This is a genomic window from Streptomyces sp. RLA123, assembly GCF_056270165.1.
The window spans coordinates 6,447,548-6,463,999 of record NZ_JBWDOR010000003.1; the positions used below are offsets into that span (position 1 = coordinate 6,447,548).

Below are 16,452 nucleotides of genomic sequence, written 5' to 3' on the forward strand. Positions count from 1 at the left end.
CTGCTGCGGGACGGGAGGGGCGGGACGGGACGCGGTTCACCCGGTCACATCGCTACCATGGTGTACCGGACCCTCCCTCCTTGCCCGTTCTCGGACAGGAGGGGCCCAGAAGGAGTGCCCTTGCAAGACGAGGCCAGGTCGACCCAGCCGATGAACGCCGCGGAGGGACGTGAGGCGTCCTCCGTCTCCGCGGCTCCTTCCGCCGCGCCTGCCGCCCCCGCGGAGAGCACCCCGCCCAAGGCCCCGCAGGCCACACCGGGGGCCCGGCCCGTGCGGACGCCCGGCAGCGTCGCGCCGAACCGGCCCGCGACCTCGTCGAACCGCGTCCGCGCCCGGCTCGCCCGGCTGGGCGTGCAGCGTTCCAGCCCGTACAACCCGGTGCTGGAGCCCCTGCTGCGCATAGTGCGCAGCAACGATCCCAAGGGTGACGCGTCGCAGCTGCGCCAGATCGAGCGCGCCTACCAGGTGGCCGAGCGCTGGCACCGTGGCCAGAAGCGCAAGAGCGGCGACCCGTACATCACGCATCCGCTCGCGGTGACGACGATCCTGGCCGAGCTCGGCATGGACCCGGCCACCTTGATGGCCGGGCTGCTGCACGACACGGTGGAGGACACCGAGTACGGCCTGGACGCGCTGCGCCGCGACTTCGGCGACTCCGTCGCCCTGCTGGTGGACGGCGTCACCAAGCTGGACAAGGTCAAGTTCGGCGAGGCCGCGCAGGCCGAGACCGTCCGCAAGATGGTCGTGGCGATGGCCAAGGACCCGCGCGTCCTGGTCATCAAGCTCGCCGACCGCCTGCACAACATGCGCACCATGCGGTACCTCAAGCGGGAGAAGCAGGAGAAGAAGGCCCGCGAGACGCTGGAGATCTACGCCCCGCTGGCGCACCGGCTGGGCATGAACACCATCAAGTGGGAGCTGGAGGACCTCGCCTTCGCGATCCTCTACCCCAAGATGTACGACGAGATCGTCCGACTCGTCGCGGAGCGCGCCCCCAAGCGGGACGAGTACCTGGCGGTCGTCACCGACCAGGTGCAGCAGGACCTGCGCGCCGCCCGCATCAAGGCGACCGTCACCGGCCGCCCGAAGCACTACTACAGCGTGTACCAGAAGATGATCGTGCGGGGCCGCGACTTCGCCGAGATCTACGACCTGGTGGGCATCCGGGTCCTGGTCGACACCGTCCGCGACTGCTACGCGGCGCTGGGCACCATCCACGCGCGGTGGAACCCGGTACCGGGGCGCTTCAAGGACTACATCGCGATGCCCAAGTTCAACATGTACCAGTCGTTGCACACGACGGTCATCGGGCCCAGCGGCAAGCCGGTCGAGATCCAGATCCGCACCTTCGACATGCACCGCCGCGCCGAGTACGGCATCGCGGCGCACTGGAAGTACAAGCAGGAGGCCGTCGCCGGCGCCTCCAAGGTGCGCACCGACAGCCCGAAGTCCACGAAGAAGGACGACGCGGTCAACGACATGGCGTGGCTGCGCCAGTTGCTGGACTGGCAGAAGGAGACGGAGGACCCGGGCGAGTTCCTGGAGTCGCTGCGCTTCGACCTGTCGCGCAACGAGGTCTTCGTCTTCACGCCCAAGGGCGACGTCATCGCGCTGCCCGCGGGCGCCACCCCGGTCGACTTCGCGTACGCGGTGCACACCGAGGTCGGCCACCGGACCATCGGCGCGCGCGTCAACGGCCGCCTGGTGCCGCTGGAATCGACCCTCGACAACGGCGACACCGTGGAGGTGTTCACCTCCAAGGCCGCCGGGGCGGGCCCGTCCCGCGACTGGCTCGGCTTCGTCAAGTCCCCGCGGGCGCGCAACAAGATCCGTGCCTGGTTCTCCAAGGAGCGCCGCGAGGAGGCCGTCGAGCAGGGCAAGGACGCCATCGCCCGGGCCATGCGCAAGCAGGGCCTGCCGATTCAGCGGGTGCTCACCGGCGACTCGCTCGTCACCCTGGCGCACGAGATGCGCTACCCCGACATCTCCGCGCTGTACGCGGCGATCGGCGAGGGGCACATCACCGCCCAGTCGGTGGTGCAGAAACTCGTCGAGGCGCTGGGCGGCGAAGAGGGCGCGACCGAGGACATCGCCGAGATCACGATGCCCTCGCGGAGCCGCACCAAGCGGCGGTCGGCCGCCGACCCGGGCGTCATCGTCAAGGGTGAGCGGGACGTGTGGGTCAAGCTGTCGCGCTGCTGCACCCCGGTGCCGGGTGACCCGATCATCGGCTTCGTGACCCGCGGCAACGGCGTCTCCGTGCACCGTGCGGACTGCGTCAACGTCGAGGCGCTGTCGCAGCAGCCCGAGCGGATCATCGAGGTCGAGTGGGCGCCGACACAGTCGTCGGTCTTCCTGGTCGCCATCCAGGTCGAGGCACTGGACCGCTCGCGCCTGTTGTCGGACGTCACGCGCGTGCTGTCCGATCAGCACGTCAACATCCTGTCCGCGGCCGTCCAGACCTCCCGCGACCGGGTCGCCACCTCCCGCTTCACCTTCGAGATGGGCGATCCCAAGCACCTCGGCCACGTCCTGAAGGCGGTCCGCGGCGTGGAGGGCGTCTACGACGTCTACCGGGTCACCTCGGCACGCCAGCGCTGACGGCTGACCACGCGGGCCCGGGAAGGCCCACGGAAGCCCGCAGGGCCCGTACGCGGTCGCGTACGGGCCCTGCGGGCTTTCCCTTCCGGCCGGTGTCGGCCGGTGCGGGTGTCAGCCGCTGAACTCGTCGAGGGACTTCAGTGCCTGGTCGAGCAGCGACTGCCGCCCGTCCAGCTCCCGCTGGAGCTTGTCCGCCCTGGAGGTGTTCCCTGCCGCGCGGGCCGTCTCGATCTGGTCGCGCAGCTTGTCGACGGCCGCCTGCAGCTGGCCGGTGAGGCCCGCCGCCCGCGCCCGCGCCTCAGGGTTGGTGCGCCGCCACTCCGACTCCTCGGTGTCGTGGATGGCGCGCTCGACCGTGTGCATGCGGGCCTCGATCCGGGGCCGGGCGTCGCGCGGCACATGACCGATCGCCTCCCAGCGCTCGTTGATGCCGCGGAAGGCCGCGCGGGCCGCCTTGAGGTCGGTCACCGGGAGCAGCTTCTCGGCCTCGATGGCCAGCTCCTCCTTGAGCGTGAGGTTCTCGCGCTGCTCGGTGTCCCGCTCCGCGAAGACCTCGGAGCGGGCCGCGAAGAAGACGTCCTGGGCACCGCGGAAACGGTTCCACAGGTCGTCCTCGGCCTCGCGCTGCGCGCGGCCGGCGGCCTTCCACTCGGTCATCAGCTCGCGGTAGCGCGCCGCGGTCGGACCCCAGTCGGTGGAGCCGGACAGCGCCTGCGCCTCCTCCACCAGCTTCTCCTTGTGCTGCCTGGCCTCTTCGCGCTGGGAGTCGAGCTGCGCGAAGTGCCCCTTGCGGCGCTTGGAGAAGACCGAACGGGCGTGGCTGAAGCGGTGCCACAGCTCGTCGTCGGTCTTGCGGTCCAGCCGGGGCAGGCCCTTCCAGATGTCGACCAGGGCGCGCAGGCGCTCGCCGGCGGATCGCCACTGCTCGCTCTCGGCCAGCTGCTCCGCCTCGACGACCAGGCTCTCCTTGGCCGTCTTCGCCTCCTCGGAGGCCTTGGCCTTGGCCACCTTGCGCTCTTCACGGCGCGAGTCGACCAGCGCGGTCAAGCCGTCCAGGCGCTCGCCCAGCGCCGCCAGGTCGCCCACGGCATGGGCCTCGGTCACCGCGGTCCGCAGGTGCTCGATGGCCGTCAGCGCGTCCTTGGCGGACAGGTCGGTGGTCTTCACCCGGCGTTCGAGGAGGCCGATCTCGACGACGAGACCCTCGTACTTCCGCTCGAAGTAGGCCAGCGCCTCCTCGGGGGAGCCCGCCTGCCACGAGCCGACTTCACGCTCGCCCTCGGCCGTACGTACGTACACGGTCCCCGTCTCATCGACGCGGCCCCACGGGTCGCTGCTCACAGCGCCTCCTCCACGTGATGCCCGGCCGCTTCACGGCACACGGCATCGTCCACAGTTCCATCCGGCCGGGCCGTGCCCTGGCCGGTCCCGACGGGCCCACTCGCGCGGAGCAGCCGTCGGCGCAGGCACCCTACACAACGCCAACATAGGCGACCGGTGGCCCGGCTGTCCGCATCCCGCACCCGCGAATTCGCCGAGCGGGTGCGGGGACGCGGCTCAGGACGCGCTGACCGTCGCCTTGTTGATCACCACGGTCGCGTTCGGGGCGCCGTCGCCGGCCCCCGTGGAGTCCCCCGCGGCGGCGATCTTCTTGAGGACCTTCATGCCGTCGGCCGTGATCGTCCCGAACGGCGTGTAGCTCGGCGGGAGCGGGCTGTCCTGGTAGACCAGGAAGAACTGGCTGCCGCCGGTGTGCGCCTGGCCGGTGTTCGCCATGGCGACGGTGCCCGCCGGGTACGTGCCCTTGGCGACCGACTTCGCCTTCAGGTTCTCGTCCGGGATCGTGTAGCCGGGACCGCCGGAGCCGGCGCCCGACGGGTCGCCGCACTGGAGCACGTAGATGCCGGAGGTGGTGAGCCGGTGGCACTTGGTGTGGTCGAAGTAGCCCTTGCCGGCCAGGAAGGCGAAGGAGTTCACCGTGTGAGGTGCGTTCTTCGCGTCGAGGTCCAGGGCGATGTCGCCACACGTGGTCTGCAGGTCGAAGGTGTACTTCGCGGCCGTGTCGATGGTGACCGCGGGCTCCTTCTTCCACTGCTCTGTGCCGACGGCGCCCGCCGCGGGCTTTGCGCACGGGTCGGGCGCCTTGCTGGGCGCGCTGCTGGACGCCGCGCTGGGGGAGGCCTTGGCGGCCGCCTCGTCCTGCTTGGTGTCGCCGCTGAACGCGCCGACCGCCCAGGCCGTGGCCCCCGCGGCCAGGACGACCGCCACGACGGCGGCGATCACCGCATTGCGCTGCCGTGCGCGGCTGCGCGCGCCGACCCGGCGTTCCTGCTGCCGCTCGAACTTCTCCCGGGCGAGCTGGCGCCGCCGCTGATCCTTGGTGACCACTGAGCCGTCTCCCGATGCCCTCTGCTCGAACTGTCGAATATGCGTCTGCGTCTGTTTGTGCGTCGTGGCAGATCTTCGCCTCCGCCACGCCCACAGTCCAGCGACGTTACTGGTTCGCGATGGCCGCGTTCACGCCGGTAGGCTCAGGACGTCGCCCTCGGGCGGCACGACCTGCCGCGAACGACAGCCGACAGAAGGACGAACGTGCTCATTGCCGGGTTCCCCGCCGGGGCCTGGGGCACCAACTGCTACGTGGTGGCCCCCGCCGCCGGTGAGGAGTGCGTGATCATCGACCCGGGCCACGAAGCGGCCCAGGGCGTCGAGGACACGCTCGCCAAACACCGTCTCAAGCCCGTCGCCGTCATCCTCACCCACGGCCACATCGACCACGTGGCCTCGGTCGTTCCGGTCTGCGGGGCGCACGGCGTCCCGGCCTGGATCCACCCCCGCGACCGCTACATGCTGGACGACCCGGAGAAGGCCCTCGGACGTTCCATCGGCGCCCAACTGCTCGGCGAACTCACCATCGGAGAGCCGGACGACCTGAGGGAGCTCTCCGACGGCAGCAGCCTGGAGCTGGCCGGTCTGGAGCTGACCGTGGCGCACGCGCCCGGCCATACCAAGGGGTCGGTGGCCTTCAGGCTGCCCGAGACCGCCGAGATCCCCTCGGTGTTCTTCTCGGGCGACCTACTGTTCGCCGGCTCCGTCGGACGCACCGACCTGCCCGGCGGTGACATGGACGAGATGTACGCGTCGCTGGCCCGTGTGTGCCTGCCGCTCGACGACTCGACCGTGGTGCTGTCCGGTCACGGTCCCCAGACGACCATCGGCCGTGAGCGCGCCTCCAATCCGTATCTCGCGGAGTTGGCCCGCGGCCTCGGAGACGCCGGTCAGACGGCGCCTCCGCGACGAGGAATGTGACGAGAGACTTCCTGTGAGCACTTTCAAGGCCCCCAAGGGCACGTACGACCTCCTGCCGCCAGATTCCGCCGTGTTCCTGGCGGTACGCGAGGCGATCTCCGCGCCGCTGCGGCGGGCCGGCTACGGCTATGTCGAGACCCCCGGCTTCGAGCAGGTGGAGCTGTTCTCCCGCGGCGTCGGCGAGTCCACCGACATCGTGACCAAGGAGATGTACACCCTCACCACCAAGGGCGGCGACGAGCTGGCGCTGCGCCCCGAGGGCACCGCCTCGGTGCTGCGCGCCGCGCTGGAGGCCAATCTGCACAAGACCGGCAACCTGCCGGTCAAGCTCTGGTACTCCGGCTCCTACTACCGCTACGAGCGTCCGCAGGCCGGGCGTTACCGCCACTTCTCCCAGGTCGGTGCCGAGGCGATCGGCGCCGAGGACCCGGTGCTCGACGCCGAGCTGATCATCCTGGCCGTGGACGCCTACCGCTCGCTCGGGCTGCGGAACTTCCGCCTGCTGCTCAACTCGCTGGGCGACAAGGAGTGCCGTCCGGTCTACCGGGCCGCGCTCCAGGAATTCCTGCGCGCCCTCGACCTCGACGAGGACACCCGCCGGCGGATCGAGATCAACCCGCTGCGCGTCCTGGACGACAAGCGCGACACCGTGCAGAAGCAACTCGTCGGTGCCCCGATGATGCGCGACCACCTGTGCGAGGCCTGCAAGGCCTACCACGAGCAGGTGCGTGAACTGCTGACGGCGGCGGGCGTGGAGTACGAGGACGACCCCAAGCTGGTGCGCGGTCTGGACTACTACACCCGCACCACCTTCGAGTTCGTCCACGACGGCCTGGGCTCGCAGTCCGCGGTGGGCGGCGGCGGCCGCTACGACGGTCTGTCCGAGATGATCGGCGGCCCCGCGCTGCCGTCGGTGGGCTGGGCGCTCGGTGTGGACCGTACGGTTCTCGCGCTCAGGGCCGAGGGCGTGGAGCTCGAACTGCCCCCGCCCACGCAGGTGTTCGCGGTGCCCATGGGCGAGGAGGCGCGCCAGGTGCTCTTCGGCGCGGTCACCGAGCTGCGCAGGGCCGGTGTCGCCACCGACTTCGCCTTCGGCGGCAAGGGCCTGAAGAACGCCATGAAGTCCGCCAACCGTTCGGGTGCCCGGTTCGCGATCGTCGCCGGTGAGCGCGATCTCGCCGAGGGCGTCGTGCAGCTGAAGGACCTGGAGAGCGGCGAGCAGACCGCGGTGCCGGCCGACGGGATCGTCGACGCGCTGCGCGAGCGGCTGGCCTGATCCGAACGCCGACGCGGTCCGGCCGGGTGCTCCCGGCCGGACCGCGTGCGGTCGCCGCGTACGGGAAGGGCGAGTTCGCGACGGGCGGCGCCGGCCGACGCGCGGTACGGACCGGCGCCACCGCCGGGCGTACCGCGGGAGATGACCGTCCCGAGCGGGTGTCCATGCAGCCGCTCCAACGCCAACACGCGTCTGTCCGCGACGGCGGCACCGAACGGACCCGTTCCACCCGGCGAGTGGAGTTCGCCGGGGACGGTCGGATGCGGTTCGACGACACGGGCAGGGGTGTAGAGCGAGTCACGGGCGACGGGGCAGGGGCAGGCTGCTCGGGCGCGCCGGTCGGCGCCGCTCATCGCTTCCCCGCCGTGGGCGATGCCCAGGCGGTGCCTGGGTGTCCGCCCGGGCGGGGAAGTTCCTGGTTCGGTGTCCCGGCGAGGGCCGGGAACCGTCGTTCGCTGGGCCCGGATCTGCCGGCGGAGACTTCCGCGAGGCGGGCGGTCCGCGCGGTGGTGCCGGTGACGGGATCTGTCATGAGAGGGGTCCATGACGGGTGTGGGCGGTGTATGCGATCCAGGACGCCGGAGCGTCGACACGAGGCGGGAACACCGGAATCACCGAGAGGGCAATCGCCGTATCTCACGCTGAACTACCGTGAACCTTGGTGATCCGGATGAATCGCCTCTGGAACTTCATCTAACTCGCGGCCCTCACGCAGAGTCAAGATTTCGGCCCTTACTTTGCCTCGCTTTTGCCGATGGGGTACACAGAGTCACCTTCGGTGATTCTCCGGGCGATTTCCTCCGGCGCCACGGGCCGGCCGAAGTACCACCCCTGCCCCCAGTCGCAGCCCAGCGAGCGCAGCCACCGCGCGTGCTGCGGGGTCTCCACACCCTCCGCGGTGACGGTCAGGCCCAGCGCGTGCGCCAGCGACACCAGCCCCCCGACGATCCGCCAGCCCAGCGGCTCCTCCGAGCCGTCCTCGTGGGTGTCCGACACGAAGGCACCCGCGATCTTCAGCCCGGACACCGGGAGGTTCCGCAGATAGGAGAGGTTCGACCAGCCGGTGCCGAAGTCGTCCACCGCCAGCGACACGCCGGCGTCGGCGAGTGCCTGCAGGGCCCGCAGCGACTCGTCCTCCGGGCCGATGACCGCGCTCTCGGTGATCTCCAGCTGCAGCCGGCGGGGGTCGAGGCCGCTGTTGTCCAGGATCCGCGTGATGTCGTTCACCAGGCCCGGGTTGCGCGCCTGACGCACCGCCAGGTTCACATTGATCTGCGGTGCCGCGTCCCCGAACCGGCGCACCCACTCCGCGGCCTGGCCGATCGCCCGCTCCAGGATCCACCGTCCCAGCGGCATGATCAGCCCGGTCTCCTCGGCCGTCGCCACGAACTCGTCCGGGCCCAGCACCCCGAACTGCGGATGGCGCCAGCGCACCAGTGCCTCGACCGCGGCCAGGCTGCCGTCGGACAGCGCGCACAACGGCTGGTAGTCCACGAAGAACTCACCGCGGTCGAGAGCCACCGGCAGCCGGACGGAGATCGCGTACCGGCTCACCGCGCGCGCGTTCTGCGTCGGGTCGAACAGCGTCCACCGTCCGCGGCCGGACTCCTTCGACCGGTACAGCGTCAGATCGGCCGCGCGCACCGCGGCGCCCGGCGTGGTCGTCGCCACCGCGCGCGCCAGGACGCCCACACTGGCGCCGATGGCGAGTTTGTGACCGGCGATCAGGAACGGCCTGGCCAGCGTCGTCAGGACGAGCCTGGCGACGGCCACCGCCTCCTCCTCGCCCCGGCAGTCCTCCAGCAGCACCACGAACTCGTCGCCGCCGAGCCGGGCCACCAGGTGCCCCAGCGGGGTGAGCGCCGAGTCCAGGCGCTCGGCCACCGCCGAGAGCAGCAGGTCCCCGGTCTCGTGGCCCAGGCTGTCGTTGACGACCTTGAAGCCGTCCAGGTCGACGTAGCACAGGCCGAAGCGGGCATCCGGCCGCGGCTCCTCGAACAGGGCCTCCAGACGGTCGAAGAAGGCCGCCCGGTTCGGCAGTCCGGTGAGCGGATCGTGGGTCGCCTGGTGCCGCAGCCGCTCCTGGAGGCGGTACCGGTCGGTGATGTCCTCCACCATCGCCACCTGGTAGCGGGGCTCGCCGTTCTCACCGCGGATCAGCGAGACCGTCAGATGCGTCCAGACCACCTCGCCGTCGCGCCGGTAGTACGGCTTGTCGCAGGTGAAGCGGTCCCGCCGCCCCTGCACCAGGTCCTCGTACGCCTCCCACACCCCTGGTGCGTCCTCCGGATGCACCAGGTCGGTGACCCGCTCGGCCCCGCAGATCCTCGGACCGGGTCCCGAACAGCTCCCGCAACGCCCGGTTGACCTGCAGGATCGTGCCGTTCACATCGGCCATGCCGATGCCGATGGCGGCGTGCTCGAACAGTGCGCGGAACCGGGCCTCCGAGGCGCGCCAGGCCCGCTCGGCCTCCTCGCGGGCGTCGAACGCGGCGCGCTGGATCGACTCCTGCTCGCGCAGCGTCCGCTCCCGCAGGGCCGTCGCCCAGCCGGCGGCGAACACCCCGGAGACGGCCGCCACGCGGCCCGGGGCGGCGCGCTGGGTGTGCAGCAGCGCGACGGCGTGCGCGAGGATCTCGGGATCGGTGAAGTGGGCGTCCACCAGCAGCGCCGCGGCCTCCTCGGCCAGCGGGGTGTCCGCGGCGGTCCCGGCCAGCGAGCGGCGCAGCAGTTCCGCGGTGCTGCCGGCCACATGGGCCAGCGTCGCCGGGGGCAGGGCCAGTCCCTGGCCGGAGCGGAGCAGCCGGTACCAGGCCTCGGTGAAGTCGCGGGTGCCCACGGGGGTCAGCGGCCCCGTCACGGCCGTATCCCCACTCCGGTCAGGCCCGACAGCCGCTCGGGGTGCGGGCCGACCGACTCCGGGTCGTCCGGGTGCCACTCGGTCAGCCACACGATGCCGGGGTCGACCATCTCGAAGCCCTCGAAGAACGTCGCCACCTGCTGCCGCGTGCGCATGGTCAGCGGGGTCGGGGTCCGGGCGTAGAGCGCCTCCAGGGGCGCGGCCTGCTCGGGGCGCGACTCCTGGGAGGCGTGCGAGAGCACCAGATAGCTGCCGGGGGGCATGGCCTCCCGCAGCGTGGCCACGATCTTGGCGGGGGCGGCCGAGTCCGGGACGAAGTGCAGGACGGCGACGAGGAGCACGGCGACCGGTTCGCCCGGCCGCAGCAGGTCGTCGATCTCGGGCCGGGACAGCAGGTCGACGGGGTCGGTCATATCGGCCGCCACCATGGCGCAGCGCGGGTCGCCCTTGAGCATCAGCCGACTGTGCGCCACGGCGATCGGGTCGTCGTCGACGTACACCACCCGCGTGTCCGGGCGGACCGGGCGCGCCACCTCGTGGACGGCGCCGTAGGTCGGGATGCCCGACCCGAGGTCGATGAAGCGGCTCACGCCCTGCGCCGCGACGAACTGCACCGAGCGGCGCAGGAACGCGCGGTTGGCGCGCATGATCTCCGGGAGGTCGGGCCAGAGCGCCAGAGCCTCGCGGGCCATGTCGCGGTCGGCCGCGAAATTGTGCGACCCGCCCAGGTAGTAGTCGTAGACCCGGGCGGCGTTGGGAGTCTCCACGTCGGTCCCGGCCGGCACCCATTCCGGACGTTGCATCGTGCACCTCTCCCGAGCCGAGGGGAGGCCCCGGCTCCCCGGATCAGCCTAAAATCCTTAATGTCTAATATGTACGCATTCTCGCAGTGATCGGTTCACTATGAGCGGGCTCATCGAGGACTACGGACTCATCGGGGATCTCCAGACGGCCGCGCTCGTCGGCCGGGACGGCTCCGTCGACTGGCTCTGCCTGCCCCGATTCGACTCCCCGAGCTGCTTCGCCGCCCTCCTGGGCGACGACCGCCACGGCAACTGGCGGCTGGCCCCGGTGGAGGGCGGGCAGTGCGAGAGACGCGCCTACCGCGCCGGCACCCTGGTGCTGGAGACGTTCTGGCGCACCCCCCACGGCGCCGCCAAGGTGATCGACTTCATGCCCCAGCGCGAGCGGGCGCCGCACCTCATCCGCATCGTGGAGGGGCTCAGCGGCACCGTGGACATGCGCAGCGAGCTGCGCCTGCGCTTCAACTACGGCCGCACCGCGCCCTGGGTGCGGCGCACCGGGCACCACCGTGTCGCCGTCGCGGGCCCCGACTCGGCCTGGCTGCGGGCGACCCCCGGCGTGCACACGTACGGCTCCGACGGCTGCACCCGCTCCGACGTCACCGTGGAGGCCGGGCAGCGCGTGCCCTTCGTGCTCACCTGGCAGCCCTCGCACCTGAGCACCTCGCACCGCACCGACCCGGAGGCCGCGCTACGCAGGACCGCCGCACGCTGGCAGGACTGGGCCGCCGGATTCCGCTACGCGGGCGACTACCCCGACGCCGTGCTGCGCTCGCTGATCACCCTCAAGGCCCTGGCCTACCAGCCCACCGGGGGCATCGTCGCCGCCCCCACCACCTCGCTGCCCGAGCGCATCGGCGGAGTCCGCAACTGGGACTACCGCTTCTGCTGGCTGCGCGACTCCAGCATGACCCTGTCCGCCCTGCTGCGCGGCGGCTTCAGCGAGGAGGCCGCGGCCTGGCGCCAGTGGCTGCTGCGGGCGATCGCCGGCGATCCGGGCGACCTGCGCAGCCTCTACGGCGTGGCGGGGGAGCGCCATCTGCCCGAGACCCACGCCGACTGGTTCCCCGGCTACGAGGGCTCGGGCCCGGTCCGGCTCGGCAATGCCGCGGTCGGCCAGTTCCAGCTCGACGTGTACGGCGAGGTCGTCGACACCCTGCACCTGGCGCTGCGGGCCGGCATCCCCATGGAGCGCCAGGTGTGGGCGTTCCTGCGCAGGATGCTGACGCACCTGGAGGGGCACTGGCGCGAGCCGGACGAGGGGCTGTGGGAGGTGCGCGGCGGCCGCCGGCACTTCGTCCACTCCAAGGTGATGTCCTGGGTCGCCGCCGACCGGGCCGTGCGCATGGCCGAGGCGACAGGGCTGCCCGCGCCCGTGGAGCGCTGGCGGGAGCTGCGCGACACCATCCACGCCGACGTCTGCGCCAACGGCTACGACGCGCGGCGCGGGGTCTTCGTCCAGCACTACGGTGGCCGGGCCCTCGACGCGGCGACGCTGTTCATCGTCAAGACCGGCTTCCTGCCGCCCGGCGACCCGCGGGTGACCCGCACCGTCGACGCCGTGCGCGACGAGCTCGACCTGCACGGCTTCGTCCGCCGCTACACAGGCCCCGACGGCGTCCCGGGACCGGAGGGGGCCTTCCTGGCGTGCTCCTTCTGGCTCGCCGACGCCCTGGCCGCGCTGGGGCGGGAGGACGAAGCCCGGGTGCTGTTCGCCCGCGTCCTGGACAGCGCCAACGATCTGGGACTGCTTCCTGAGGAGTGGGACCCGCTCACCGCCCGGCATCTCGGTAACACTCCGCAGGCGTTCACACACGTAGCGCTCGTCAACACGGCGTTCACTTTGTCTCGTTGTCCCTCGTACGGGGGACACGGCACCATGGAACCCGGCACTTCCCGCACATGAGGCGCGTTGGGCAGTGCGGCAGATTCCCGACCAACGGAACGGCGACATGGTGACTTCGGCGGTTGACACGACCCGCACGGACGGCGGGCACCTGGAGGAGCCCGGCCAGGACCGCATCGGAGCAGGCAGGGCGTACACCTGGCTGCTCGTGATCTGCGGCGCCCTCGGCCTGCTCGCCTCCTGGGTCATCACGATCGACAAGTTCAAGCTGCTGGAGGACCCGAACTTCGTCCCCGGCTGCAGCCTGAACCCGATCATCTCCTGCGGCAACATCATGAAGAGCGAGCAGGCGCACGCCTTCGGCTTCCCCAACCCGATGATCGGCATGGTGGCCTACCCGGTGGTCATCGCCATCGGCATGGGCATTCTCGCCGGGGCCCGCTACGGCCGCTGGTTCTGGCTGGGCCTGCAGGCCGGCACGCTCTTCGGTGTCGGCTTCGTCACGTGGCTGCAGTACCAGTCGCTCTACAACATCGGTTCGCTGTGCCTGTGGTGCTCGCTGGCCTGGGTCGTCACGATCGCGCTGTTCTGGTACACCCTCGTGCACAACCTGAAGAACGAGATCATCCCGGCGCCCGCGGCACTGCGCAACGCCGTGCTCGAGTTCCACTGGGTCATCCCCGTGCTCTGGTACGGCGCGATCATCCTGCTGATCCTGACCCGCTGGTGGTCGTACTGGAGCACCCTGATCTGACCTGGGTGTCAGTGCGGTGACATAGGCTTCCTTGCCGTGGAGCCCGACCTGTTCACCGCCGCCGCAGAGGAACGTCAGTCGAGGGAGCCGGGAGGCAGTCCCCTCGCCGTACGGATGCGTCCGCGCACCCTGGACGAGGTCGTGGGGCAGGGGCATCTGCTCCGCCCCGGCTCCCCGCTCCGCCGACTGGTCGGCGAGGGCGGCGGCGGCCCGGCGGGCCCCTCCTCGGTGATCCTGTGGGGGCCGCCCGGCATCGGCAAGACGACGCTGGCGTACGTGGTGAGCCACGCCACCAACAAGCGCTTCGTCGAGCTCTCGGCGATCACCGCGGGCGTCAAGGAGGTCCGCGCGGTCATCGAGAGCGCCAAGCGCGAGTCCGGCGGCTACGGCCGGGACACCGTCCTGTTCCTCGACGAGATCCACCGCTTCAGCAAGGCGCAGCAGGACTCCCTGCTGCCCGCCGTCGAGAACCGCTGGGTCACCCTGATCGCGGCGACCACCGAGAACCCGTATTTCTCGATCATCTCGCCGCTGCTGTCGCGGTCACTGCTGCTCACCCTGGAGTCCCTCACCGACGACGACCTGCGCGGCCTCGTGCGGCGCGCCCTCGATGACGAGCGCGGCCTGAGGGGCTCGGTCACCTTGTCCGAGGAGGCCGAGTCCCACCTGCTGCGCATCGCCGGCGGCGACGCGCGCCGGGCGCTGACCGCGCTGGAGGCCGGCGCGGGTGCGGCCCTCGCCAAGGGCGAGGCGGAGATCTCCCTGGTCACGCTGGAAGAGTCCGTCGACCGTGCCGCGGTGCGGTACGACCGGGACGGCGACCAGCACTACGACGTGGCCAGCGCCCTGATCAAATCCATCCGCGGCTCCGACGTGGACGCGGCGCTGCACTACCTGGCGCGCATGATCGAGGCGGGGGAGGACCCGCGGTTCATCGCGCGCCGGCTGATGATCTCGGCGAGCGAGGACATCGGCCTCGCCGACCCGACCGCCCTGCAGACGGCGGTCGCCGCCGCCCAGGCGGTGGCGATGATCGGCTTCCCCGAGGCGGCGCTGACCCTCAGCCACGCCACCATCGCGCTGGCCCTCGCGCCCAAGTCCAACTCCGCGACCACGGCCATAGGCGCGGCGCTCGCGGACGTCCGGGCGGGGAAGACCGGGCCGATCCCGGCGCATCTGCGCGACAGCCACTACAAGGGCGCCACCAAACTCGGCCACGGAAAGGGTTACCTGTACCCGCACGACCTGCCCGGCGGCATCGCCGCCCAGCAGTACGCCCCGGACGACATCCACGGCACGCACTACTACGAGCCCACGCGCCACGGCGCGGAGGCACGCTACGCCGACGTCCTGGACCGGGTCCGGGAGCGGCTCGCGGGGGAGTAGCAGGGGTGGGCGAGGCGGCTGACGGCGGCCGGTCAGCGGTCCTGCCGCCTGGCTGCCGCCTTCTCGGCGGCGTCGAACAGCGCGTGCATCGCCCGGTGCAGCCCCTGGTGGCCGCGCACCGGTTCGGGGAAACTCGAACCGGGCGTCGAAGGTGCCCTCCTCCCCGGTGAAGCGCACCCGCAGCCCGAACCGGTCGAGCGCCGGCGGCACCGCCTCGGTGGGCGCCCGTGGCAGCCGGACGCGTCCGCGGCCGGCGCGCACAGCCAGGCCACCTGGGCGGCGTGGGCCGCGGCCAGGTGCTGCAGCAGTTCCGCCTCGTGGGTGATCAGCGGGTCGGCCTCGGCCGCGGCGAAGTCCTCGGGCTCGACCTGTCCCGCGCCCCACAGGTCGTCCAGCGACGCCTCGCCGACCTCCAGGCGCAGCCGGACCCGCCCAGTGGGGGCCGGCAGGCCGCGGGCCGCCGTGAGCCACCCCGCGATCCTGGCCCGCCCGCGGAGGCGTCCGCGCACCGCCACGGGAGCCACGTCGGTGATCTCCAGTACAGCGGTCAGCTCGTCGGCCTCGGCGTGCATGGCGGCCCGGACGGCCGGGGAATCGGCGGGGAACAGCAGGAAGAGGTCACCGTCGGTGCCCACGATGCGTTCCAGCGGAATCATCGACTCCGGACGGTCCACGGGGAGACCTGGAACGACCAGTACCGCGGAGGCGGTACTCTGTACGAGAGTTCGTGTGCGTTCGGCTGCTGACGGCAGCCGGGCGATTTCATGCCCGCTGGGACGCGGCTGACCATGAGCTGATCGGACCTCCGTCAAGTCGGCGCCTGCTGAGGCGTCGACGGCGCCCTGTGTGGCGTTGGCAACGTCTGTGATGCGCGTGGTGTTCCCAGGGCGAGACATACGATCTCCTTCGCTAAGGTAAGGCTAACCTAACTTACATGGAGGTCCGGGAAACGTGAACCAGTCGCGTCCCAAGGTCAAGAAGTCGCGTGCCCTCGGCATCGCCCTGACGCCGAAGGCTGTCAAGTACTTCGAGGCCCGTCCCTACCCGCCGGGCGAGCACGGCCGCGGCCGCAAGCAGAACAGTGACTACAAGGTCCGTCTGCTCGAGAAGCAGCGCCTGCGCGCCCAGTACGACATCTCCGAGCGCCAGATGGCCCGCGCCTACGACCGCGCCCGCAAGGTCAGCGGCAAGACCGGTGAGGCCCTGATCGTCGAGCTCGAGCGCCGCCTGGACGCCCTCGTCCTGCGCTCCGGCCTGGCCCGCACCATCTACCAGTCCCGCCAGATGGTCGTCCACGGCCACATCGAGGTCAACGGCCACAAGGTCGACAAGCCGTCCTTCCGCGTGACCCCGGACGACGTCGTCATGGTCCGCGAGCGCTCCCGCGCCAAGACCCCGTTCCAGGTCGCCCGTGAGGGCGGCTGGGCCGGCGAGGGCGAGACCCCGAAGTACCTGCAGGTCAACCTGCAGGCGCTGGCGTTCCGTCTCGACCGTCTGCCGAACCGTCGTGAGGTCCCCGTGATCTGCGACGAGCAGCTCGTCGTCGAGTACTACGCGCGCTGACACCGGCCTCCGGCACGGCGTACGAAGGCCCGCCGCGCACAGCCCCTCGGGGCG

The 16,452-nt window shown here is 71.3% G+C and carries 11 protein-coding genes and 1 pseudogene; 7 read left to right on the forward strand and 5 right to left on the reverse strand.

Translation table 11 applies throughout. The annotated features are described in order from the left end of the window. The first annotated feature begins 150 nt into the window (after positions 1-150). A complete protein-coding gene (locus RV983_RS29500) occupies positions 151-2,601 on the forward strand; it encodes a RelA/SpoT family protein (protein WP_475990499.1) in 2,451 nt (816 codons plus the stop codon). A 111-nt stretch (positions 2,602-2,712) separates the two neighbouring features. On the opposite strand, the gene RV983_RS29505 is transcribed toward RV983_RS29500, so the two are convergent. Then, positions 2,713-3,942, reverse strand: coding sequence for a DUF349 domain-containing protein (locus RV983_RS29505; protein ID WP_475988741.1), 1,230 nt, complete (start codon positions 3,940-3,942; stop codon positions 2,713-2,715). Positions 3,943-4,158: 216 nt separating this feature from the next. After that, positions 4,159-4,989, reverse strand: a complete 831-nt coding sequence (locus tag RV983_RS29510; RefSeq protein ID WP_475988742.1) for a peptidylprolyl isomerase — start codon at positions 4,987-4,989, stop codon at positions 4,159-4,161. 204 nt (positions 4,990-5,193) lie between these two features. Between RV983_RS29510 and RV983_RS29515 the strand changes: the two genes are divergently transcribed. Together RV983_RS29515 and hisS are read left to right on the forward strand one after the other, a co-directional pair. Next, positions 5,194-5,910 carry an MBL fold metallo-hydrolase gene (locus RV983_RS29515; protein WP_475988743.1) on the forward strand — a complete coding sequence of 239 codons (717 nt, stop codon included), beginning with the start codon at positions 5,194-5,196 and terminating at the stop codon, positions 5,908-5,910. Between the two features lie 13 nt (positions 5,911-5,923). Continuing rightward, positions 5,924-7,186: a histidine--tRNA ligase gene (gene hisS, locus RV983_RS29520; protein WP_475988744.1), complete on the forward strand. Its 1,263-nt coding sequence runs from the start codon at positions 5,924-5,926 to the stop codon at positions 7,184-7,186. Between the two features lie 732 nt (positions 7,187-7,918). On the opposite strand, the gene RV983_RS29525 is transcribed toward hisS, so the two are convergent. Both RV983_RS29525 and RV983_RS29530 read right to left on the reverse strand, forming a co-directional pair. After that, on the reverse strand, positions 7,919-9,457 hold the full coding sequence (locus RV983_RS29525) for a putative bifunctional diguanylate cyclase/phosphodiesterase (protein WP_475988745.1): 1,539 nt from the start codon (positions 9,455-9,457) through the stop codon (positions 7,919-7,921). Positions 9,458-10,042: 585 nt separating this feature from the next. Beyond that, complete coding sequence (locus RV983_RS29530) at positions 10,043-10,849, reverse strand: SAM-dependent methyltransferase (protein ID WP_475988746.1); 807 nt, start codon at positions 10,847-10,849, stop codon at positions 10,043-10,045. A gap of 100 nt (positions 10,850-10,949) precedes the next feature. On the opposite strand from RV983_RS29530, the gene RV983_RS29535 reads away from it, so the two are divergent. From RV983_RS29535 to RV983_RS29545, 3 genes are read left to right on the forward strand one after another with little or no spacing between them, the layout of a single operon-like run. Next, positions 10,950-12,755: a glycoside hydrolase family 15 protein gene (locus RV983_RS29535; RefSeq protein WP_475988747.1), complete on the forward strand. Its 1,806-nt coding sequence runs from the start codon at positions 10,950-10,952 to the stop codon at positions 12,753-12,755. Positions 12,756-12,801: 46 nt separating this feature from the next. Next, positions 12,802-13,449 (forward strand): vitamin K epoxide reductase family protein, encoded by a 648-nt coding sequence (locus RV983_RS29540; RefSeq protein WP_475988748.1) that lies wholly within the window; start codon positions 12,802-12,804, stop codon positions 13,447-13,449. A 36-nt stretch (positions 13,450-13,485) separates the two neighbouring features. Beyond that, positions 13,486-14,835, forward strand: coding sequence for a replication-associated recombination protein A (locus tag RV983_RS29545; protein ID WP_475988749.1), 1,350 nt, complete (start codon positions 13,486-13,488; stop codon positions 14,833-14,835). Between the two features lie 32 nt (positions 14,836-14,867). Here the strand turns inward: RV983_RS29545 and RV983_RS29550 are convergent. Then, a pseudogene (locus RV983_RS29550) lies at positions 14,868-15,587 on the reverse strand (DUF2470 domain-containing protein). Between the two features lie 199 nt (positions 15,588-15,786). Here RV983_RS29550 and rpsD point away from each other — a divergent pair. Beyond that, positions 15,787-16,398: a 30S ribosomal protein S4 gene (gene rpsD, locus RV983_RS29555; RefSeq protein WP_475988750.1), complete on the forward strand. Its 612-nt coding sequence runs from the start codon at positions 15,787-15,789 to the stop codon at positions 16,396-16,398. Positions 16,399-16,452: the final 54 nt, after the last annotated feature.

Coding starts and splice junctions, on each gene's coding strand:
- RV983_RS29500 (WP_475990499.1), top strand. CDS start 151: ATGAACGCCGCGGAGGGACGTGAGGCGTCCTCCGTCTCCGCGGCTCCT.
- RV983_RS29530 (WP_475988746.1), bottom strand. CDS start 10,849: ATGCAACGTCCGGAATGGGTGCCGGCCGGGACCGACGTGGAGACTCCC.
- RV983_RS29535 (WP_475988747.1), top strand. CDS start 10,950: ATGAGCGGGCTCATCGAGGACTACGGACTCATCGGGGATCTCCAGACG.
- RV983_RS29540 (WP_475988748.1), top strand. CDS start 12,802: ATGGTGACTTCGGCGGTTGACACGACCCGCACGGACGGCGGGCACCTG.